Annotated in this window: 20 protein-coding genes; 14 read left to right on the top strand and 6 right to left on the bottom strand. The window is 70.1% G+C overall.

The genetic code is table 11. The annotated features are described in order from the left end of the window. Positions 1–168 precede the first annotated feature (168 nt). Positions 169–1,488 (bottom strand): D-arabinono-1,4-lactone oxidase, encoded by a 1,320-nt coding sequence (locus JIX56_RS11055; protein WP_257539717.1) that lies wholly within the window; start codon positions 1,486–1,488, stop codon positions 169–171. Beyond that, positions 1,448–2,689 (bottom strand): MFS transporter, encoded by a 1,242-nt coding sequence (locus JIX56_RS11050; protein ID WP_257539715.1) that lies wholly within the window; start codon positions 2,687–2,689, stop codon positions 1,448–1,450. The genes JIX56_RS11055 and JIX56_RS11050 overlap by 41 nt, the downstream gene beginning before the upstream one ends. A gap of 150 nt (positions 2,690–2,839) precedes the next feature. Between JIX56_RS11050 and JIX56_RS11045 the strand changes: the two genes are divergently transcribed. Next, positions 2,840–3,967, top strand: coding sequence for a ferrochelatase (locus JIX56_RS11045; RefSeq protein ID WP_257539713.1), 1,128 nt, complete (start codon positions 2,840–2,842; stop codon positions 3,965–3,967). An 8-nt stretch (positions 3,968–3,975) separates the two neighbouring features. Further along, on the top strand, positions 3,976–4,794 hold the full coding sequence (locus JIX56_RS11040) for an inositol monophosphatase family protein (protein WP_257539712.1): 819 nt from the start codon (positions 3,976–3,978) through the stop codon (positions 4,792–4,794). 86 nt (positions 4,795–4,880) lie between these two features. Here JIX56_RS11040 and JIX56_RS11035 read toward each other — a convergent pair whose 3' ends face one another. Further along, a complete protein-coding gene (locus JIX56_RS11035) occupies positions 4,881–5,054 on the bottom strand; it encodes a hypothetical protein (RefSeq protein ID WP_192829560.1) in 174 nt (57 codons plus the stop codon). A gap of 415 nt (positions 5,055–5,469) precedes the next feature. Here JIX56_RS11035 and JIX56_RS11030 point away from each other — a divergent pair, with 415 nt between their 5' ends. The 4 genes from JIX56_RS11030 (at position 5,470) to JIX56_RS11015 (ending at position 9,052) form a co-directional block, all read left to right on the top strand. Further along, positions 5,470–6,123 carry a response regulator transcription factor gene (locus JIX56_RS11030; RefSeq protein ID WP_009340866.1) on the top strand — a complete coding sequence of 218 codons (654 nt, stop codon included), beginning with the start codon at positions 5,470–5,472 and terminating at the stop codon, positions 6,121–6,123. Between the two features lie 6 nt (positions 6,124–6,129). Next, positions 6,130–7,386, top strand: a complete 1,257-nt coding sequence (locus tag JIX56_RS11025) for a sensor histidine kinase (RefSeq protein WP_257539710.1) — start codon at positions 6,130–6,132, stop codon at positions 7,384–7,386. A gap of 405 nt (positions 7,387–7,791) precedes the next feature. Further along, positions 7,792–8,088, top strand: a complete 297-nt coding sequence (locus JIX56_RS11020; protein ID WP_005481602.1) for a DUF4193 domain-containing protein — start codon at positions 7,792–7,794, stop codon at positions 8,086–8,088. Between the two features lie 13 nt (positions 8,089–8,101). After that, positions 8,102–9,052: an EcsC family protein gene (locus tag JIX56_RS11015; RefSeq protein WP_257539708.1), complete on the top strand. Its 951-nt coding sequence runs from the start codon at positions 8,102–8,104 to the stop codon at positions 9,050–9,052. 43 nt (positions 9,053–9,095) lie between these two features. Here the strand turns inward: JIX56_RS11015 and JIX56_RS11010 are convergent, their stop codons facing one another. Next, positions 9,096–9,557 carry a DUF3093 domain-containing protein gene (locus JIX56_RS11010; protein WP_257539706.1) on the bottom strand — a complete coding sequence of 154 codons (462 nt, stop codon included), beginning with the start codon at positions 9,555–9,557 and terminating at the stop codon, positions 9,096–9,098. 113 nt (positions 9,558–9,670) lie between these two features. Between JIX56_RS11010 and JIX56_RS11005 the strand changes: the two genes are divergently transcribed. The 7 genes from JIX56_RS11005 (at position 9,671) to JIX56_RS10975 (ending at position 16,322) form a co-directional block, all read left to right on the top strand. Beyond that, entirely contained in the window at positions 9,671–10,255 is a 585-nt protein-coding gene (locus JIX56_RS11005) for a PaaI family thioesterase (RefSeq protein ID WP_257539704.1), read from the top strand. Beyond that, on the top strand, positions 10,252–10,782 hold the full coding sequence (gene dut / locus JIX56_RS11000) for a dUTP diphosphatase (RefSeq protein ID WP_257539702.1): 531 nt from the start codon (positions 10,252–10,254) through the stop codon (positions 10,780–10,782). Before JIX56_RS11005 ends, dut begins: the two co-directional genes overlap by 4 nt. Position 10,783: 1 nt before the next feature. Further along, positions 10,784–11,563, top strand: a complete 780-nt coding sequence (locus tag JIX56_RS10995; RefSeq protein ID WP_257539700.1) for a DUF3710 domain-containing protein — start codon at positions 10,784–10,786, stop codon at positions 11,561–11,563. 198 nt (positions 11,564–11,761) lie between these two features. Then, positions 11,762–14,422 carry a sensor histidine kinase gene (locus JIX56_RS10990; RefSeq protein WP_257539698.1) on the top strand — a complete coding sequence of 887 codons (2,661 nt, stop codon included), beginning with the start codon at positions 11,762–11,764 and terminating at the stop codon, positions 14,420–14,422. Continuing rightward, positions 14,419–15,102, top strand: coding sequence for a response regulator (locus JIX56_RS10985; RefSeq protein ID WP_257539696.1), 684 nt, complete (start codon positions 14,419–14,421; stop codon positions 15,100–15,102). Before JIX56_RS10990 ends, JIX56_RS10985 begins: the two co-directional genes overlap by 4 nt. A gap of 59 nt (positions 15,103–15,161) precedes the next feature. Further along, positions 15,162–15,560 carry an OB-fold nucleic acid binding domain-containing protein gene (locus JIX56_RS10980; RefSeq protein ID WP_005481623.1) on the top strand — a complete coding sequence of 133 codons (399 nt, stop codon included), beginning with the start codon at positions 15,162–15,164 and terminating at the stop codon, positions 15,558–15,560. 3 nt (positions 15,561–15,563) lie between these two features. Continuing rightward, positions 15,564–16,322: a DUF3159 domain-containing protein gene (locus tag JIX56_RS10975; RefSeq protein WP_257539695.1), complete on the top strand. Its 759-nt coding sequence runs from the start codon at positions 15,564–15,566 to the stop codon at positions 16,320–16,322. 280 nt (positions 16,323–16,602) lie between these two features. Here JIX56_RS10975 and JIX56_RS10970 read toward each other — a convergent pair whose 3' ends face one another. Together JIX56_RS10970 and JIX56_RS10965 are read right to left on the bottom strand one after the other, a co-directional pair. After that, the gene (locus JIX56_RS10970) at positions 16,603–17,280 is read right to left on the bottom strand and encodes a potassium channel family protein (RefSeq protein WP_037700769.1); all 678 of its coding nucleotides are present in this window, start codon (positions 17,278–17,280) and stop codon (positions 16,603–16,605) included. Continuing rightward, positions 17,280–17,951 carry a potassium channel family protein gene (locus JIX56_RS10965; protein ID WP_257539693.1) on the bottom strand — a complete coding sequence of 224 codons (672 nt, stop codon included), beginning with the start codon at positions 17,949–17,951 and terminating at the stop codon, positions 17,280–17,282. Before JIX56_RS10965 ends, JIX56_RS10970 begins: the two co-directional genes overlap by 1 nt. 412 nt (positions 17,952–18,363) lie before the next feature. On the opposite strand from JIX56_RS10965, the gene JIX56_RS10960 reads away from it, so the two are divergent. Then, a complete protein-coding gene (locus JIX56_RS10960) occupies positions 18,364–20,427 on the top strand; it encodes an APC family permease (RefSeq protein ID WP_257539691.1) in 2,064 nt (687 codons plus the stop codon). Positions 20,428–20,519 lie beyond the last annotated feature (92 nt).

Here is a 20,519-nt window from a genome sequence, read left to right as displayed (position 1 = left end):
GGCGAGGGTCCGGACCCAGGGCTCGCAACAGTACTCCATTCGGGCCACTTGCGTGGATCGGCACGCCGCTCAACTTCTCATGAGAGACGCCAATCGGCCGCCGGAACAGACCTTTTCGTGACCTCCGGAGGGACCTGCTTCACGCGATCACCAGAACCACCCGACCGGCTAGGCCCCGAGCACCCGGCGCAAGTAGTCGTTCTGGAAACGCCGTTCGGGGTCGAGCCGGTCACGCAGGGCGGTGAACTCGCCGAAGCGGGGATAGACCTTGGAGAAGTAGTCCGTGTCCCGCGTGTGCACCTTGCCCCAGTGCGGCCGCCCCTCGTGCGCGGTGAAGATCCGCTCGGCGGCGGTGAAGTACGCCTGATAGGGCGTGCCCCTGAACATGTGCACGGCGATGTACGCGCTCTCGCGTCCGGAGGCGGTGGAGAGTGTGATGTCGTCGGCCGGGGCGGTGCGGACCTCGACGGGGAAGCTGACGCGCAGGTTCGAACGGTCGACCATCGCCTTGAGTTCACGCAGCGTGTCCACCAGGGCCTCGCGCGGAACGGCGAACTCCATCTCCACGAAGCGCACTCGGCGCGGAGACGTGAAGACCTTGTAGGGGATGTCGGTGTACGTCCGCGCGGACAGGGCCCGGCTGGAGATCCGCGCGATCGTCGGGATGGTGGCGGGGGCCGCCTGGCCGACCAAGTTGGCCACATGGAATACCCCGTTGGAGAGGAACTCGTCCTCGAACCAGCTGTTCAGCTGCGGCACGGGCCTCTCGGGTCCCGCGCTGCGGTTGTTGCGCTTGGTGTTGGTGTTGCCCGTGTGCGGGAACCAGTAGAACTCGAAGTGCTCGTTCTCGGCGTGGAGTTCGTCGAACTCGGCCAGCACCCTCTCGAACGGCATCGGTTCCTCGCGTGCCGTGAGGAGGAAGATCGGCTCCACCGCGAAGGTGATCGCCGTGACGATGCCGAGGGCGCCGATGCCGACGCGGGCGGCCGCGAAGACGTCCGGGTTCTCCGTCGCGGAACAGGTCAGGACGGAGCCGTCGGCGGTGACCAGTTCGAGTCCCCGGATCTGGGCGGCGATCGAGGCCGAGTCGCGGCCGGTGCCGTGGGTGCCGGTGCTGGTCGCGCCGGAGACCGTCTGCTCCATGATGTCGCCCATGTTCGTGAGCGACAGTCCCTCGCGCGCGAGCGCCATGTTGAGTCTCTTGAGCGGAGTGCCGGCGGCCACCGTGACGGTCATGGCCTCCCGATCAATCTTGCGTATGCCCGTCAACAGTTGAGGGCGGATCAATACGCCGTCGGTCGCGGCGGCGGCCGTGAAGGAGTGGCCCGTACCGACGGCCTTCACCCTGAGGTCGTCCTCGGCGGCCTTCCGCACGGCCGCGGCGAGTTCCTCGACGGTGACAGGGGTGACCTCCCGTACGGGCCGGGCGGTGACGTTCCCCGCCCAGTTACGCCACGTGCCGCTCTTCCCGATCACTGTGGTGCTCATGGGGCCCTCCCCGCCTTGGAGCCGGCCTGCGCAGCCGGCGGTACCCGAGGAAACCGACCGCGACCGCGGCGGCCCCGGACGCCGCCGGAACCACGTACCCCGCCTCGGCCCCGGCCGCGTCGATCACCCAGCCGGACACCGAGGAGCCGAGCGCGACACCGACCGCGAGCCCGGTGCCCACCCAGGTCATGCCCTCGGTCAGTTGCGCGCGTGGTACGTGCTCCTCGATCAGGGCCATCGTCGTGATCATCGTGGGTGCGATGGACAGGCCGGCGACGAAGAGCGCCACGGCCAGAAACGGCAAGTTTCCGACCAGTAGGAGGGGGATCATACTCACGGCCATGGCACACACGCCCAGCAGCCAGCGAAGCTCGGCGGCCCCTGTGAAGCGCAGCAGTCCGAAGACGATGCCCGCGGCGCAGGAACCGGCCGCGTAGACGGCCAGGACGACGCTCGCGGCGGCCTTGTGACCCTGCTCCTCGGCGAAGGCCACGGTGACCACGTCGACGGCCCCGAAGATCGCCCCGGTCGCCACGAAGGTGGCCACCAGGACCCGCAGTCCGGGCGAGCGCAGCGCCGAGCGGCCCTGGTCGTGGTGCTCGCGCGGATGCGGCGCCGGTTCGGTGGCGCGCTGGGCGGTCAGCCAGAAGACGCCGACCGCGAGGAAGCAGGCGGCGAGCAGCGGCCCGGCCTCCGGGAACCACGCCGTGGACAGCCCGATGGAGATGATCGGCCCGAAGATGAAGCAGACCTCGTCGACGACCGACTCGAAGGAGTACGCGGTGTGCAGGTGCGGGGTGCCCCGGTACAGGGCCGCCCAGCGCGCCCGGGTCATCGCGCCGAGGCTCGGCACGCAGCCGATGCCCGCCGAGCAGACGTACAGGACCCAGTCCGGCCAGCGGTGGTGCGCGGCGAACAGCAGCCCCGCGGACGCGGCGAGCGCGAAGAGGGTCGCCGGGCGCAGCACCCGCCGCTGCCCGTACTGGTCCACCAGGCGGGAGATCTGCGGGCCGAGCACGGCGGCGGACAGCGCGATGGTCGCCGAGAGCGCGCCGGCCAGACCGTACCGCCCGGTGAGCTGGGAGATCATCGTGACCACGCCGATGCCCATCATGGACAGCGGCATCCGACCCAGGAGACCCGCGGCGGTGAAGCCCTTGGTGCCGGGTGCGGCGAAGAGGGCGGTGTAAGGGCTGGGCACGGGGGCTCCGGTCGGTCCGGTAAGGGGAGGAACTGGTTCCTCGTAAGGCGTGAATTCCGTCGATACAGCTTACGGGTGAGGTAACCCTAAGTCATCCTCGGGCATGGGCCGGGACCCTGGCTGTCGGCGCCGGATGGCAGGATCGGAGACATGCCACACGCGCACGACGCCACCCCCTACGACGCCCTGCTCCTGCTCTCGTTCGGCGGCCCGGAGGGCCCGGACGACGTGGTCCCGTTCCTGGAGAACGTGACGCGGGGGCGCGGCATCCCCAAGGAACGCCTCAAGGAAGTCGGGCAGCACTACTTCCTGTTCGGCGGGGTCAGCCCCATCAACGACCAGAACCGGGCCCTGCTGGACGCCCTCCGCAAGGACTTCGCCGAGCACGGTCTGGACCTGCCGATCTACTGGGGCAACCGCAACTGGGCGCCCTACCTGACCGACACCCTGCGCGAGATGGTCACCGACGGCCGCCGCCGCGTCCTGGTCCTCGCCACCAGCGCGTACGCCTCGTACTCGGGCTGCCGCCAGTACCGCGAGAACCTCGCCGACTCGCTCGCCGCCCTGGAGGCCGAGGGCCTGGAGCTGCCGAGGATCGACAAGATCCGGCACTACTTCAACCACCCGGGCTTCCTGGAGCCGATGATCGACGGCGTCGTGGAAGCGCTCGCCGACCTCCCCGAGGACGTCCGCGACGGCGCGCACATCGCCTTCTGCACGCACTCCATCCCGAACGCCTCCGCGGACACCTCCGGCCCGGTCGAGGGCCACGGGGACGGCGGCGCGTACGTCGCGGAGCACCTGGACGTCTCCCAGCTCATCGCCGACGCCGTGCGCGAGCGGACCGGCGTCGAGCACCCCTGGCAGCTCGTCTACCAGTCCCGCTCCGGCGCCCCGCACATCCCCTGGCTGGAGCCGGACATCTGCGACCACCTGGAGGAGCTGCACGGCTCCGGTGTCCCGGCCGTCGTGATGGCGCCCATCGGGTTCGTCTCGGACCACATGGAGGTTCTGTACGACCTCGACACCGAGGCCATGGCCAAGGGCGAGGAGCTGGGCCTGCCGGTCCGCCGCTCGGCCACCGTGGGCGCCGACCCGCGGTTCGCCGCCGCGATCCGCGACCTGGTCCTGGAGCGCGCCGATACCGAGCGGGGCCAGGACGTGACCCCCTGTGCCCTCGGCGCGCTCGGCGCCGGCCACAACCTGTGCCCGGTCGGCTGCTGCCCGGCCCGCACCCCGCGGCCCGCCGCCGCGGGCGCCGACAGCCCGTACGCATGAGGAGCACCATGACCGACCAGCCCGAGCGTCCGGACGGCCTGAAGGCCGAACTTCTGGAGATCGCCCTGGACGCCGCCCACCGCGCGGGAGCCTTCCTGCGCGACGGCCGGCCCGACGATCTCGGCGTGGCCGCCACCAAGTCCAGCGCGGTCGATGTCGTCACCGAGATGGACATCGCCTCCGAGAAGCTGATCACCGGCCTGCTGGCCGAGCGCAGGCCGCACGACGGCGTGCTCGGCGAGGAGGGCGCCAGCGTCGAGGGCACCAGCGGCGTCCAGTGGGTGATCGACCCCATCGACGGCACCGTCAACTACCTGTACGGACTGCCGAGTTGGGCCGTGTCCATCGCGGCCCGGGTGGACGGCGAGACCGTCGTCGGCGTGGTCCACGCCCCGGTGCGCGGCGAGACCTTCCGGGCCGTCCTCGGCGAGGGCGCGTACCTGAACGACCGCCCCGCGCGCGTGCGGCCCGCGCCCTCCCTGGAGCTGGCCCTCCTCGGCACCGGCTTCGGCTACCTCGCCGAGCGCCGGGCGAGGCAGGCCGACGTACTGCGTGAGCTGATCCCCCAGGTCCGGGACATCCGGCGCGGCGGCTCGGCCGCGATCGACCTGTGCGACGTGGCCGTGGGCCGCCTGGACGCGTACTACGAGCGCGGTCTGAACGCCTGGGACTACGCGGCGGGCGACCTCATCGCCCGGGAAGCGGGCGCCCTGACCGGTGGCCGCCCCTCAGAGCCCCTCTCACCCGACCTGACCATCGCGGGCCCACCCGGCCTCTTCGAGGTCCTCCAGGCCCGTCTGGAGGACCTGGGAGCCTGGCACGACTGACGGACCCGCCGAAGGCGGCCGAAAACGAAGCGGGACCCCCGGCCTGGATCCGCCGGAGGTCCCGCTGTCGTGCGTCGCGCTGTCGATCAGACGCTGTACGCGCCGACCTCCACACCGTGATCGGCGGCGAGGCGGCGCAGGTCGTCGAGTTCGCCCTGCTCCACCTCGACGAGGAAGTCGTCGCCCTCGTCGCGAGCCCTGGTCAGGTCGGACTCGGTCGCCCTTATGCGCTGCAGAAGTCCTGCGGTGAATGCGTCCATGCTGCGCCCCCTCGTCCTGGGTCGTGGGTCGATGGCACGGGGGTGTGCCGTTCGGAAGGGGCGATCACGTCTCTTGTGGATGCCCAGCGCTGCCCTGGCCGGGCGGCGACGGTGCCGGACACCCACGCCCGCTCTGCGGAGAAGCGGATCGCCGCGTACCGCATGGTGGTGCGGCACAAGCAGAGCGTGATCGCGGGGTGTAAAGCCGTCCTCCCCCCGGTCTCTCTGACGGAAACCTCAACCGGACGAAAAAGTCCCGCATTCCCGGCCGCGCCCCCGCACCCGGCCGAAGCGGGGTCGCCTTACAGCCGACTTACGGCCGAAAAAGGCAGGATGGAGGTCACACACCCACGAACACCCTGCCCGTGTGCGCTTGTGACGCGCTACGCGGGTGGACACAGGAAGGACAAGCGACGTGCGCGTACTCGTCGTCGAGGACGAGCAACTGCTCGCCGATGCGGTGGCCACCGGACTGCGCCGGGAGGCCATGGCCGTCGACGTCGTGTACGACGGTGCGGCCGCCCTGGAACGCATCGGCGTCAACGACTACGACGTGGTCGTCCTCGACCGCGACCTCCCCCTCGTCCACGGTGACGACGTCTGCCGCAAGCTCGTCGAGCTCGGGCTGCCCACGCGCGTGCTGATGCTCACCGCGTCCGGCGACGTCAGCGACCGGGTCGAGGGCCTGGAGATCGGCGCCGACGACTATCTGCCCAAGCCGTTCGCGTTCAGCGAGCTGATCGCGCGCGTGCGGGCCCTCGGCCGGCGTACGAGCGTGCCGCTGCCCCCCGTCCTGGAGCGCGCCGGCATCAAGCTCGACCCCAACCGCCGCGAGGTCTTCCGCGACGGCAAGGAGGTCCAGCTCGCGCCCAAGGAGTTCGCGGTCCTGGAGGTGCTGATGCGCAGCGAGGGCGCCGTCGTCTCGGCGGAGCAACTGCTGGAGAAGGCCTGGGACGAGAACACCGACCCGTTCACCAACGTCGTGCGCGTGACGGTCATGACGCTGCGCCGCAAGCTCGGCGAACCACCGGTCATCGTCACCGTGCCCGGCTCCGGCTACCGGATCTGATCCGCCGTGGCCACGACCCCCGCGCCCCCGCTGGCGCCCCCGAAGCCCACCTGGGACCCCAGGAGGCCGCAGAACCCGCTCCCGTGGCTGCGCCCGACCATCCGGATACGGCTCACGCTGCTCTACGGCGGCATGTTCCTGATCGCCGGGATCCTGCTGCTGTCGATCATCTATCTGCTGGCCGCCCAGGCGATCACCACGGGCAACCAGCCGCTGTTCAAGATCGTCGGCGGCACCGACATCAGCGTCTCCAGCGAGAAGTGCCCCGCCGTCGACGCCGACTCGAACAATGTGCCGCTCACCGACTTCAACGCGGCGATCGCGGCCTGTATCGACCACCAGCGCAAGGTCGCCCTGGACAGCCTGCTCAGCCGCTCCCTGCTGGCCCTGCTGGGGCTCGCCGTGATCGCGTTCGCCTTCGGCTACGCGATGGCGGGCCGGGTACTCGCGCCGCTCGGCCGGATCACCCGGACCGCGCGCGCGGTGGCCGGTTCGGACCTGTCCCGCCGTATCGAGCTGGATGGCCCGGACGACGAGCTGAAGGAGCTGGCGGACACCTTCGACGACATGCTGGAGCGGCTCCAGCGGGCCTTCACGGCCCAGCAGCGGTTCGTCGGCAACGCCTCGCACGAGCTGAGAACACCGCTCGCGATCAACCGCACGCTGCTGGAGGTGCATCTGTCCGATCCGAACGCGCCGGCCGAACTGCAGCAGTTGGGCAAGACGTTGCTGGCCACCAACGAGCGCAGCGAGCAGCTCGTCGAGGGTCTGCTGCTGCTCGCCCGCAGCGACAACCAGATCGTCGAGCGCAAGCCCGTGGATCTCGCCGAGGTCGCCTCCCAGGCCATCGACCAGGTGCGCTCCGAGGCGGACGCCAAGAAGGTGGAGATCCGCGGCGAGCGGGCCCCCGCGGTCGTCCAGGGCAACGGCGTGCTGCTGGAGCGGATCGCCCTGAACCTCGTCCAGAACGCCGTCCGGTACAACGTGCAGGGCCCGGGAGGCTGGGTGGAAGTCACGACCGAGCTCCAGCACGGACAGGCGGTGCTCGTGGTCACGAACACCGGTCCCGTGGTCCCGGCGTACGAGATCGACAACCTTTTCGAGCCGTTCCGGCGGCTGCGTACGGAGCGCACGGGCAGCGACAAGGGCGTGGGCCTCGGCCTGTCGATCGTCCGGTCCGTGGCCCGCGCGCACGGCGGCCACATCGCCGCCCAACCACGTGAGGGAGGCGGGCTCGTGATGCGGGTGACCCTTCCCATCTGAGAAAATGACCCCGGTTCCGGGACGTGTTCGCTTTGCGCGGAATTTTCCGGACGACTGATCGAAACGGTCGCGCGCGACCAATGTGTGATCGATCACATGGGCGATTTTCCAGCCATCTACTGAGCGTGATCATGTTGCCGTCGGAAAGCCGGGAAAATCCGGGTTTTCGGGGGTTGAGATCACGGGAAGTAGATGCTGAAGCGCCTTTGATATGCAGCCTCAGGACCGTGTACGGTCCCGTTCGCCATCCAAGCCGATCACTCTTGAGGAGTCCGGTTGGGTGTCGATTGAGTAACAGACCTTGATGTGAGGCAAAATCTCCGCCTCAGGTCGGGCACAAGTCCGGCCTCTCACGCGTTACGTGCGCTGGAGACACCGCAGACACCCAGAGGGGGAGAGCGCGACATGGCAACGGATTACGACACCCCACGCAAGACCGACGACGACGTCGACTCGGACAGCTTGGAAGAACTCAAGGCTCGCCGGAACGACAAGTCGACCTCCGCCGTGGACGTCGACGAGTTCGAGGCCGCAGAAGGCCTGGAACTGCCCGGGGCCGACCTCTCGAACGAGGAGCTGGCCGTCCGGGTCCTGCCCAAGCAGCAGGACGAGTTCACCTGCATGAGCTGCTTCCTGGTGCACCACCGCAGCCAGCTGGCCCGCGAGAAGAACGGTCAGCCGATCTGCCGCGACTGCGACTGAGGCAGGGTCGGCCGTGACTGGCTCGACCCCTCCTTGGAAGCGCCGCTCCCGCAAGGGGGCGGACCAAGGGCCGTACGACGGCCCTGACGGCGTGCGTGACGACGAGCGGGGCTCCTCCGACCAGGGAGCGGCCTCGCTCGAGCGTGCGTCCGGCACGGCGTCGGGGGGCGCCACGGATGAGCAGGGACGCCTGCCCGTACCGGTGGACACTCCGGCGCCGGTCGCCGGACGGCGCGCTGCCGTCGTCCGTGACGGACTCAAACAGGGCCTCAAGGTCGGGGCCCGGAAAAGCGGTGAAGGGGCCAGAGCGGGCCTCGCGTACCTCACCGACCGCGTCATCGAGATCGCTCCACGGATCCCCGTACGCGACCTCGCGACCCTGCGCGCCCAGTTCCCGGGCCTGGGGCCCGAGCAGATCGCCGACAGGCTCGTCGCGGGGGCGGCGAACGCGTCCGCCACGGTGGGCGCGGGCGTCGGCGCCGCCGCGATGCTGCCGGCGCCGCCGGCCATGCCCGCGGAGCTGGCCGCCGAGATCACCGGGGTCGCCGCGATCGAGCTGAAACTCATTGCCGAACTGCACGAGGTCTACGGGGCCCGGCCGCCCGGGAATCTGCGGCAGCGCAGCACCGCCTATCTGGACTCCTGGTCCGGTGAGCGTGGTATCGACGTCACCAAGCCGTCGACGGTCAACTCGGCGCTCGGCGGGCAGATGAAACGGCAGTTGCGGCAGCAGATCATGAAGCGCATGGTGCGGAATCTGCCGAATCTGATGCCGTTCCTGGTCGGGGCCGCGGTCGGGGCGGTGATGAACCGCCGGGACACCAAGCACCTCGCGGAGCGGATTCGGAAGGATCTGCGGCGGATTCAGGTGCCGTGGGAGGCATTGCCGGAACTGCCGCCGCTGGAGAAACCGGTCGATCCCCTGCGGGTGGGGGAGCTGCCGAAGGAACTCGGCGGAGGCTGACCGGAGTTTTGCCTGTCGGCGGTAAGAGTTTGGGCGAGAAAAACTACGCCACCGTCTTCGCCGCCTCCAGCGCCGCCACCAAGCGCTCCGGCTCCCTGGTCGACAGGTACACGTACGGTGTCGGGTCGGCCGGGTCGGTGATCGGGATGCGGAGGGCGGTGGGGACGTAGGCACGCAGGAGCATGAAGGCGTGCGGGTTGGCCTTGTGCGTGCGCCAGGCGCGGGCTTCCTCCGGGTCCAGGATCTCGGGCTCGCCGAGGGCGGTCACCGGGATCTTCGCCTCGCCCGCGATCAGGGAGCCGCCGACGACGCGGATGCGGACCGAGCCGTAGGAACTGGTGACGACCGCCGCGGCCGCGGTGCCGCCGGCGAGCCCGCCCAGCAGGGGGAGCGTGCCGAACGGGAGCAGGATCAAGGCCATCGATACGCCGGTCAGGAAGCAGACGAGCCACCAGGTGCGGGGAGCGGTGAGGCGTTCTTCGTACGGCGAGGCGGAGAGCTGCATGGCGTCAAGCTTGGCACGCTGCCCGTCCGCCCCCGGACGTAGGGGCGCCCGAGGGGAAACCCTGCCCGTAGGGACGATGGCCGGACGCTGACGGACGGGTAAGGTCTGCGGCTGTGAGAGGTACTTCCGCGGCCCTGCAGCCCCCGGCGGACGCCACGGCGCCCGTTCGGCATCCCGAGGCACCCGCCCCGGGTGAGTTGCTCGGTGCGCACTACGGGCAGTGTTTCGGATGCGGCGGGGAACAGCCCCACGGGCTGCACCTCGAGGCCCGGGCCGGTGAGGGCGTGTCCCTCACCGCCGAGTTCACGGTGAAACCCGCGCACCAGGGGGCGCCCGGGCTGGCGCACGGCGGGATCCTGGCCAGTGCCCTCGACGAGACCCTCGGCTCCCTCACCTGGCTGCTGCGCACCATCGCGGTGACCGGGCGGCTGGAGACCGACTTCATGCGGCCCGTGCCCGTCGGGACCGTGCTGCATCTGAGGGCCGAGGTGACGGCGGTGGCCGGGCGGAAGATCTACGCGACCGCCCAGGGACGCATCGGCGGCCCCGACGGTCCGCCGGCCGTCCGCGCCGACGCGCTCTTCGTCGAGGTCAAGGTCGACCACTTCGTCGACCACGGCCGCGAGGAGGAGATCCGGGCGGCCATGAACGATCCGGACCAGGTCCGGCGGACCCGGGCCTTCGAGGTGAACCCGTGAACGGCGGCCGTACCCCTGTGGACGTGCTGATCCGGCGCGTCGACCCCGAGGTTCCGCTGCCGGAGTACGCGCAGCCCGGTGACGCGGGCGCCGATCTGCGCACCACGGAGAGCCGGGAACTGAAGCCGGGCGAACGGGCCGTACTTCCCACCGGAGTGTCCATCGCGCTCCCGGAGGGGTACGCGGCCTTCGTGCACCCACGATCCGGTCTCGCCGCCCGCTGCGGCGTCGCCCTGGTGAATGCCCCGGGGACGGTTGATGCCGGGTACCGTGGGGAGATCAAGGTGATCGTGGTGAATCTCGACCCGCATCAACCCGTGCGGTTCGAGCGCTTCGACCGGATTGCCCAACTGGTCGTCCAGCAGGTCGAGAAGGTGCGCTTCCAGGAGGTGGCGGAGCTTCCCGACTCGGCGCGGGCCGAGGGGGGCTTCGGGTCCACCGGCGGTCATGCCGCCGTGGGCGGACCATGGCTGGCAACGGGTGGGAATCGATACGCTTCGGTCGTATCCGACCGGGAAGGACAGTGACGTGTTCGGACGTCGCAAGAAGAAGGGTTCCGCTGAGGACGCGGCGGACGCGGCGAGCGAGGCCGAGCAGGTCGACGGCGTCGCTGGGGACGTCGACACCGAGGCGGACGAGGGCGAGCGGGAGCGCGTACGGCTCGAACCCGAGCCTCGGCCCGACGGGCCGTGGGACAGCACCGAGGTGCGCGAGCCCGGCGAGGGCCGGGTGGACCTCGGTGGCATCTTCGTGCCCGGAGTCGACGGCATGGAGCTGCGGGTCGAGGTCGCGGGTGACGCGATCGTCGCTGCGACCGTGGTGCTGCGCGACAGCGCGGTCCAGTTGCAGGCCTTCGCCGCTCCCAAGCGCGAGGGCATCTGGGGCGAGGTCCGCGAGGAGATCGCCAGCGGCATCACCCAGCAGGGCGGTGTCATCGACGAGGTCGAGGGTCCGCTGGGCTGGGAGCTCCGTGCTCAGGTTCCGGTGCAGCTGCCGGACGGCACGGGCGGCTTCCAGGTCGTCCGGTTCGTCGGTGTGGACGGGCCGCGCTGGTTCCTGCGCGGTGTGATCTCCGGCCGGGGCGCGGTGGAGCCGGGGACCGCCGGGCTGCTGGAGCAGATCTTCCGGGACACGGTCGTCGTCCGCGGCGAAGGCCCCATGGCTCCGCGCGACCCGATCGTCCTGAAGCTGCCGAACGACGCCCAGATGGTCCCCGAGGGCGTCCAGCAGGAGGAGCAGGCCGGTTCCCGCTTCTCCGGTGGCATGGGACAGCTGCAGCGCGGACCGGAGACCACCGAGGTCCGCTAGACGCTTCGCCGGGTAGGGCCGTCGGGGAACTGCGAGTCCGTTGGGGCTGGTCGCGCAGTTCCCCGCGTCCCTTTCGGGGCGTCGGCGTCAGGGTTGCGTCAAAGAGGTGGCGCCGGGTCGCCTCTGTCCCCTTTGCCGTGATTATTGGCCGTAAGGTCGACGCTGCGTAGGCGGCGGTCACGGGAAGACAATGGGGCCATGGGACGCGGGAAGCTTCGGATCTACCTCGGTGCGGCACCGGGCGTCGGCAAGACGTACGCGATGCTGTCCGAAGCGCACCGCCGGTTCGAACGGGGCACCGACTGTGTGGTGGCCTTCGTGGAGCACCACGGCCGGCCGCGCACCGAGGTGATGCTGCACGGTCTGGAGCAGATCCCGCGCCGGGAGCTGGAGTACCGGGACGCGCTCTTCACCGAGATGGACGTGGACGCCGTCCTCGCCCGGCGGCCCCAGGTGGCCCTGGTCGACGAGCTGGCCCACACCAACGTCCCCGGCTCCCGCAACGACAAGCGCTGGCAGGACGTCGAGAACCTGCTCGCGGCCGGGATCGACGTCATATCGACCGTCAACATCCAGCACCTGGAGTCGCTCGGCGATGTCGTCGAGTCGATAACCGGCGTACGGCAGCGGGAGACCGTGCCCGACGAGGTCGTACGGCGGGCCGACCAGATAGAGCTGGTCGACATGTCGCCACAGGCGCTGCGGCGGCGGATGGCACACGGCAACATCTACAAACCGGACAAGATCGACGCGGCCCTGTCGAACTACTTCCGGCCCGGCAACCTGACCGCACTGCGCGAGCTGGCGCTGCTGTGGGTGGCCGACCGGGTCGACGAGTACCTCAACGCCTACCGCAGCGAGCACCAGGTGTCGAAGATCTGGGGCTCGCGGGAGCGGATCGTCGTCGGACTGACCGGAGGCCCCGAGGGGCGGACCCTGATCCGCCGGGCCGCCCGGCTCGCGGAGAAGGGTGCGGGCGGCGAGGTCATGGCCGTGTACATCGCCCGCAGCGACGGCCTGACCTCGGCTTCCCCGAAGGAGCTGGCCGTCCAGCGCACCCTCGTCGAGGACCTCGGCGGCACCTTTCACCACGTCGTCGGCGACGACATCCCGGTGGCCCTGCTGGCCTTCGCGCGCGGAGTGAACGCCACGCAGATCGTGCTCGGCGTCTCACGCCGCAAGAGCTGGCAGTACGTGTTCGGGCCGGGCGTCGGCGCCACCGTCGCCCGCGACTCGGGCCCCGACCTCGACGTCCACCTGATCACCCACGACGAGGCCGGCAAGGGGCGCGGGCTGCCCGTCGCCCGGGGCGCGCGGCTCGGCCGGGCCCGGATGATCTGGGGCTGGCTGGCCGGGACGACCGGACCCGTGCTGCTGGCGCTGCTGTTGGCCAACTTCGAGACCGACCTGGGCCTCGCCAACGACATGCTGCTGTTCCTGTCCGTGACCGTCGCCGCGGCCCTGCTGGGCGGTCTGCTGCCCGCCCTGGCCGCCGCCGTGCTGGGCTCGCTGCTGCTCAACTGGTTCTTCACCCCGCCGGTGCACACCCTGACGGTCGAGGACCCGAAGAACATCGTCGCCATCGCGGTCTTCATAGGGGTCGCGGTGTCCGTGGCGTCCGTGGTGGACCTCGCGGCCCGGCGCACGCAGCAGGCGGCCCGGCTGCGCGCCGAGTCGGAGATCCTGTCCTTCCTCGCGGGCAGCGTGCTGCGCGGGGAGACGAGCCTGGAAGCCCTCTTGGAACGGGTCCGGGAGACCTTCGGGATGGAGTCGGTGGCCCTGCTGGAGCGCGAGAGCGACGTGGACCCGTGGACGTGCGCGGGCAGCGTGGGCCCCCGGCAGGTCGTGGACCGCCCCGAGGCCGCCGACGTGGACATGCCGGTCGGCGACCACATGGCGCTCGCCCTCTCCGGGCGGGTCCTGCCCGCCGAGGACCGTCGGGTGCTGGCCGCGTTCGCCGCCCAGGCCGCCGTCGTGCTGGACCGCCAGCGCCTCCAGCACGAGGCCGACCAGGCCAAGGAACTCGCCGAGGGCAACCGCATCCGCACCGCGCTGCTCGCCGCCGTCAGCCACGACCTGCGCACCCCGCTGGCGGGTATCAAGGCCGCCGTGTCGTCCCTGCGCTCCGACGACGTGGCCTGGTCGGAGGAGGACCAGGCCGAACTCCTCGAAGGCATCGAGGACGGCGCCGACCGGCTCGACCACCTCGTGGGCAACCTGCTCGACATGTCCCGCCTGCAGACCGGCACGGTCACCACGCTGATCCGCGAGATCGACCTCGACGAGGTGGTGCCGATGGCCCTCGGCGGCGTCCCCGAGGGCAGCGTCGGACTGGAGATCCCCGAGAGCCTGCCCATGGTCGCCGTCGACCCCGGGCTGTTGGAGCGCTCGGTCGCCAACATCGTCGAGAACGCCGTCAAGTACAGTCCGCGCGGCGCGCCCGTCCTGGTCTCCGCCAGTGCCCTCGGCGGTCGCGTCGAGGTCCGGGTCACCGACCGCGGCCCCGGCGTCCCCGACGAGGCCAAGGACCGCATCTTCGAGCCCTTCCAGCGCTACGGCGACGCCCCGCGCGGGGCCGGCGTGGGACTGGGGCTCGCGGTCGCCCGCGGCTTCGCCGAGGCCATGGGCGGCACCCTCAACGCCGAGGACACACCCGGCGGAGGCCTCACCATGGTGCTCACCGTGCGGGCCGCGGCGAACGGCTCAGGGCCCGCCACGGCCACGCCGGCAGGCACGGCGACGTCAGCAGGCAAGGCGACGCCGGCAGGCCCGGTCACGTCAGCAGGTAAGGCCACGTCAGCAGGCACGGCCCCACCGCCGGTCGGCACGGCCACATCGGCAGAGAGGCGAACCACATGACCCGGGTGCTCGTGGTCGACGACGAGCCGCAGATCGTACGCGCGCTCGTGATCAACCTGAAGGCCCGCAAGTACGAGGTCGACGCGGCCCACGACGGCACGACCGCCCTCGAACTCGCCGCCGCCCGTCACCCCGACGTCGTCGTCCTCGACCTGGGACTGCCCGACATGGACGGCGTCGAGGTGATCAGGGGGCTGCGCGGCTGGACCCGGGTGCCGATCATCGTGCTCTCCGCCCGCCACACCTCCGACGAGAAGGTCGAGGCCCTGGACGCGGGCGCCGACGACTACGTCACCAAGCCCTTCGGCATGGACGAGTTGCTCGCCCGGCTGCGCGCCGCCGTCCGTCGCGCCGAGCCCGTCGGGGGCGAGGAGGGTGATGTGATCGTGGAGACCGACGACTTCACCGTGGACCTGGCCGCGAAGAAGGTGAACCGGGACGGCAGGGACGTCCGGCTGACCCCCACCGAGTGGCACCTCCTGGAGGTGCTGGTCCGCAACACCGGTCGCCTGGTCAGCCAGAAGCAGCTGCTCCAGGAGGTCTGGGGGCCGTCGTACGGGACGGAGACCAACTACCTCCGGGTCTACATGGCGCAGCTCCGGCGCAAGCTGGAAGGCGATCCGTCGCGGCCGAGGCACTTCATCACCGAGGCGGGGATGGGGTACCGGTTCGAGAAGTGAGCGCAGGCCGACGTACGGGGGGTGCAGGACTGTCGGCGGGCCCCGGTACGCTTTTTGTCATGAGTGCTGTTCCTCGTTCCGAGAAGCCGGCGGGCCGGTTCCGGCGCATGCTCGACCGGCTCTCCTCGTCCCAGACGGACCTGGAGTCGGAGGAGCTGCGCGAGGACGCCGACACCGCGGGCTGTACGCGCATCTGTGACTGCCACGACCGACAGATAGTGACGGTTACTGGTACCTTGCGCACGGTCACGCTGCGCCCCCGGGCCGGTGTCCCGGCCCTGGAGGCCGAGCTGTTCGACGGTTCGGCCGCCCTGGACGTCGTGTGGCTCGGCAGACGCTCCATCGTCGGGATAGAGCCGGGCCGCAAGCTGATCGCATCCGGCCGGGTCTCGATGAGCCGGGGCCGTAGGGTGCTGTTCAATCCGAAGTACGAACTCAGACCGCTCGGACGGGAGTAGCCGGTGACGTCGCTCGACAAGCCGACGGAAGACGCCCAGCGCGGCGTCCAGGACGCCCAGGGCGGACCGGACGGCTCGCACGACTCCAGGGCGGTGACCGAGGCCGCGTTGTTCGAGGCGTTCGGCGGCGTGCGCGGCATGGTCGAGACCGTGCTCCCGGGCCTTCTCTTCGTCTCCATCTTCACGATCAACAAGGATCTGCACTCCTCGGCCCTCGCGGCCCTCGGTGTGTCCGTCCTGCTGGTCGTCGTGCGCCTCGTCATGAAGGACACCGTCAAGCACGCCTTCAGCGGTGTCTTCGGGGTCGCCTTCGGTGTGGTCTTCGCGATGATGACCGGCAACGCCAAGGACTTCTATCTGCCGGGCATGCTCTACACGCTGGGCCTCGGGCTGGCGTACATCATCACCACCGTGGCGGGTGTGCCGCTGATCGGTCTGATGCTCGGCCCGGTCTTCAAGGAGAACCTGTCCTGGCGGACCCGGAACCCCGGCCGCAAGAAGGCGTACGCGAAGGCGAGTTACGCCTGGGGCGCGATCCTGCTCGGCAAGTGCGCGATCCTCTTTCCGCTGTACTGGTGGGCCGACACCACGCAGCTGGGCTGGGTGCTCATCGCGCTGAAGATCCCGCCGTTCCTGCTCGCGGTGTGGCTGACCTGGGTCTTCCTCGCGAAGGCGCCGGCTCCGATCGACGTGTTCGCGGAGATGGAGGCGGAGGAGCGCGCGGCGGAGGAGCGGAAGGCTGCGGCGCGGTCGGCCGACTAGGCACCCGGAGCTGGTGTCGCCCTCTGGGGGCTGCCGCCCCCAGGCCCCCGCTTTCGGCCTGAACGGCCTCGTCCTCAAACGCCGGACGGGCTGGTGGTGCCTGGACCGGGCTGAAAGGTGACGAAGACACCGGGGCCTGAAAAGTGATGAAGACACCGGAGCCTAAAAGGTGATGAAGACACCGGGGCCCAAGCGGTGACGAAGACACCGGCGGCTGAAGGTCACGAAGATTTGGGGCGCCCGGGGATTTCCGGGCGCCCCAAGCTCGTATCGGTCCCCGCTAGCTCGTCGCGTCCTCGCGGCGGACCGACAGCAGGTCCTCCAACTGTTCCTCGCGGGCCTGGGCGGCCACGAAGAGGAGTTCGTCGCCCGCCTCCAGGGAGTCGTCCGGGGTCGGGGTGAGGACCCGGGTGCCGCGGATGATCGTGACCAGGGACGTGTCCTCCGGCCACTCGACCTCGCCCACCTGCGTGCCGGCCAGGGCCGACTCGGGCGGCAGGGTCAGCTCGACCAGGTTCGCGTCGCCGTGGCTGAAGCGGAGGAGCCGGACCAGGTCGCCGACGCTGACAGCCTCCTCGACCAGGGCCGACATCAGCCGGGGGGTCGACACGGCCACGTCCACGCCCCAGGACTCGTTGAACAGCCACTCGTTCTTGGGGTTGTTGACGCGGGCGACGACGCGCGGGACGCCGTACTCCGTCTTCGCCAGCAGGGAGACGACCAGGTTGACCTTGTCGTCGCCGGTCGCGGCGATGACGACGTTGCAGCGCTGGAGCGCCGCCTCGTCCAGGGACGTGATCTCGCAGGCGTCGGCCAGCAGCCACTCCGCCTGGGGGACGCGCTCGACCGAGATGGCGGTCGGCGCCTTGTCGACGAGAAGGACCTCGTGGCCGTTCTCCAGCAGTTCGCCCGCGATCGAGCGGCCGACCGCGCCGGCTCCGGCAATGGCGACCCTCATCAGTGACCGCCCTCCTCGTCGGGGCCCTCGGCGAAGGACGCCTCGACCTTCTCGACGTCGTCGGTACGCATCATCACGTGCACGAGGTCGCCCTCCTGCAGCACTGTCTGTGAGGAGGGCAGCATCGCCTCCCCCAGACGCGTGAGGAAGGCGACGCGGACGCCGGTCTCCTCCTGCATCTTGCTGATCTTGTGGCCCACCCAGGCCGACGAGGCGTGCACCTCGGCGAGCTGGACGCCGCCGGTGGGGTCGCGCCACAGCGGCTCCGACCCGGCGGGCAGCAGCCGGCGGAGCATCTGGTCGGCGGTCCAGCGGACCGTGGCGACCGTCGGAATGCCCAGCCGCTGGTAGACCTCGGCGCGGCGGGGGTCGTAGATCCGTGCCGCCACGTTCTCGATGCCGAACATCTCGCGGGCGACGCGGGCGGCGATGATGTTCGAGTTGTCGCCGCTGGAGACCGCGGCGAACGCGCCCGCCTCCTCGATGCCCGCCTCGCGCAGCGTGTCGCGGTCGAAACCGATGCCGGTGACGCGACGGCCGCCGAACCCCGAGCCCAGACGACGGAAGGCCGTGGGGTCCTGGTCGATCACGGCGACCGTGTGCCCCTGTTGCTCCAGGGTCTGGGCGAGGGTGGAGCCCACTCGCCCGCAGCCCATGATGACGATGTGCACGACCGTCCTTCCGGTGTCAATAGCTACTGTTCAGCCGAAACGTCAAAAACAGGGTCTCAGACCGTCGCCCAAGCTACACACGCGCGGTCCACCGGGGGCACCCCCGTGCAGTCTCCGGTCACATCGTGGGACGTCGTCGGCTGATCCGGCGGACGCTGATCATCGTCAGGATGCCGAGTCCGACGAGGGAGGCGAGCGCGCCGATCAGTTCCGCGGTCGCGGCCTGCATGATGCCTCCAGAGGGTGAGGTGTTCGGGATTCGTCATATAGACGTAAGGACGCTGTCCATAAGAGACGAGGATGCGTGACGTGACGCACTTCGCAGTCACGGCCGGAAGGATTTCACCCCGGGGCCCGCCGGGATTTCACCCGGATGTGCCCAGAACCAGTCGGGGCGCTTACGATCCTCTGCGTGTCCAAACTGACCGACGTGCCCAAAAGGATTCTGATCGGGCGCGCTCTGCGCAGCGACCGGCTGGGCGAGACGCTCCTGCCGAAGCGCATCGCACTCCCCGTCTTCGCCTCCGACCCGCTGTCGTCCGTGGCGTACGCACCCGGCGAGGTGCTGCTGGTCCTCTCCATCGCGGGCGTGTCGGCCTACCACTTCAGCCCCTGGATCGCCGTCGCGGTCGTCGTGCTGATGTTCACCGTGGTGGCGTCGTACCGGCAGAACGTGCACGCGTACCCGAGCGGCGGCGGCGACTACGAGGTGGCGAACACCAACCTCGGCCCCCGGGCCGGCCTCACCGTCGCCAGCGCGCTCCTCGTCGACTACGTCCTCACCGTCGCCGTGTCGATCTCCTCCGGTGTGGAGAACCTGGGCTCCGCCATTCCCTTCTTCGTCGAGCACAAGGTGCTGTGCGCGGTCGGCATCATCGTGCTGCTCACCCTGATGAACCTGCGCGGAGTGAAGGAGTCCGGGAAACTCTTCGCGATCCCGACGTACGTCTTCGTCGTCGGCGTCTTCGCGATGATCGCCTGGGGCGCGTTCCGGAGCCTGGTCCTCGACGAGACGATGCGGGCGCCCACCGCCGGCCTGGAGATCAAGGCCGAGCACCAGGGCCTCGCCGGCTTCGCGCTGGTCTTCCTGATGCTGCGCGCCTTCTCCTCCGGCTGTGCCGCGCTCACCGGTGTCGAGGCCATCTCCAACGGCGTGCCCGCCTTCCGCAAGCCCAAGTCGAAGAACGCGGCCACCACGCTCACCGCGATGGGCCTGCTCGCCGTCACCATGTTCTGCGGCATCATCGGCCTCGCCATGGCCACCGACGTACGGATGGCCGAGAACCCGGCGGTCGACCTGCTGCGCGACGGCTCCCCGGTCGGTGACTCCTACGTCCAGAACCCGGTGATCTCGCAGGTCGCCGCAGCCGTCTTCGGCGACGGCACGTTCTTCTTCATCCTGCTGGCCTCCGCCACCGCGCTCGTGCTGTTCCTGGCCGCCAACACCGCGTACAACGGCTTCCCGCTGCTCGGCTCGATCCTCGCCCAGGACCGCTACCTCCCGCGCCAGCTGCACACCCGCGGCGACCGCCTCGCCTTCTCCAACGGCATCGTGCTCCTCGCGGGCGCCGCCGGACTCCTGGTGTGGGTCTACGGCGCCGACTCCACGCGCCTGATCCAGCTGTACATCGTCGGTGTGTTCGTCTCCTTCACGCTCAGCCAGACGGGCATGGTCCGGCACTGGAACCGCTATCTGCGCACCGAGAAGGACCCGGCCAAGCGGCGCCACATGATCCGCTCCCGCGCGATCAACACCTTCGGCGCCTTCTTCACCGGACTGGTCCTGATCGTCGTCCTCGTCACCAAGTTCACGCACGGCGCCTGGGTCGCCCTGCTCGGCATGGTGATCTTCTACGCGACGATGACGGCCATCCGCAGGCACTACGACCGGGTCGCCGCGGAGATCGCCGCGCCGGACGGCCCGAGCGACGACGTCGTACGGCCGTCCCGGGTCCACTCCGTGGTGCTGATCTCGAAGATCCACCGCCCCACCCTGCGCGCCCTCGCCTACGCCAAGCTGATGCGCTCCCACACCCTGGAGGCGCTCAGCGTCAACGTCGACCCGGCCGAGACCAAGGCGCTCCAGGAGGAGTGGACCCGGCGCGGCATCGACGTACCGCTGAAGGTCCTGGACTCGCCGTACCGCGAGGTCACCCGGCCGGTCATCGAGTACGTCAAGAGCCTGCGCAAGGAGTCGCCGCGCGACGCGGTGTCGGTCATCATCCCCGAGTACGTGGTCGGCCACTGGTACGAGCAGCTGCTGCACAACCAGAGCGCACTCCGGCTCAAGGGCCGACTGCTCTTCACACCGGGTGTCATGGTGACCTCCGTGCCCTACCAACTGGAGTCCTCCGAGGTCGCCAAGCGACGGGAGCGCAAGCGCCAGGAGTGGAACGCGCCGGGTTCGGTACGGCGTGGCCCGGCGAACGAGCGGCCGAAGGAGTCTTCGAAGGAGTCCTCGGCCAACAGGAGCTGACGATCGTGGTCAACGGCCGGACGGCACCCACGTAGACTGGTGGGCTGTTGTCCGGCCGTTGTCGCTTTTCCCTCATCTGGAGTCACCCCACC

Source organism: Streptomyces sp. CA-210063 (assembly GCF_024612015.1).
Lineage (GTDB): Bacteria > Actinomycetota > Actinomycetes > Streptomycetales > Streptomycetaceae > Streptomyces.
This window is presented reverse-complemented; position numbering and strand designations above follow the sequence as displayed.

Excerpts from the sequence above, each read along its gene's own strand:
- JIX56_RS11055 (WP_257539717.1), bottom strand. The coding sequence starts at position 1,488 with ATGAGCACCACAGTGATCGGGAAGAGCGGCACGTGGCGTAACTGGGCG.
- JIX56_RS11045 (WP_257539713.1), top strand. The coding sequence starts at position 2,840 with ATGCCACACGCGCACGACGCCACCCCCTACGACGCCCTGCTCCTGCTC.
- JIX56_RS11040 (WP_257539712.1), top strand. The coding sequence starts at position 3,976 with ATGACCGACCAGCCCGAGCGTCCGGACGGCCTGAAGGCCGAACTTCTG.
- JIX56_RS11035 (WP_192829560.1), bottom strand. The coding sequence starts at position 5,054 with ATGGACGCATTCACCGCAGGACTTCTGCAGCGCATAAGGGCGACCGAG.
- JIX56_RS11020 (WP_005481602.1), top strand. The coding sequence starts at position 7,792 with ATGGCAACGGATTACGACACCCCACGCAAGACCGACGACGACGTCGAC.
- JIX56_RS11010 (WP_257539706.1), bottom strand. The coding sequence starts at position 9,557 with ATGCAGCTCTCCGCCTCGCCGTACGAAGAACGCCTCACCGCTCCCCGC.
- JIX56_RS10990 (WP_257539698.1), top strand. The coding sequence starts at position 11,762 with ATGGGACGCGGGAAGCTTCGGATCTACCTCGGTGCGGCACCGGGCGTC.
- JIX56_RS10985 (WP_257539696.1), top strand. The coding sequence starts at position 14,419 with ATGACCCGGGTGCTCGTGGTCGACGACGAGCCGCAGATCGTACGCGCG.
- JIX56_RS10980 (WP_005481623.1), top strand. The coding sequence starts at position 15,162 with ATGAGTGCTGTTCCTCGTTCCGAGAAGCCGGCGGGCCGGTTCCGGCGC.
- JIX56_RS10970 (WP_037700769.1), bottom strand. The coding sequence starts at position 17,280 with ATGAGGGTCGCCATTGCCGGAGCCGGCGCGGTCGGCCGCTCGATCGCG.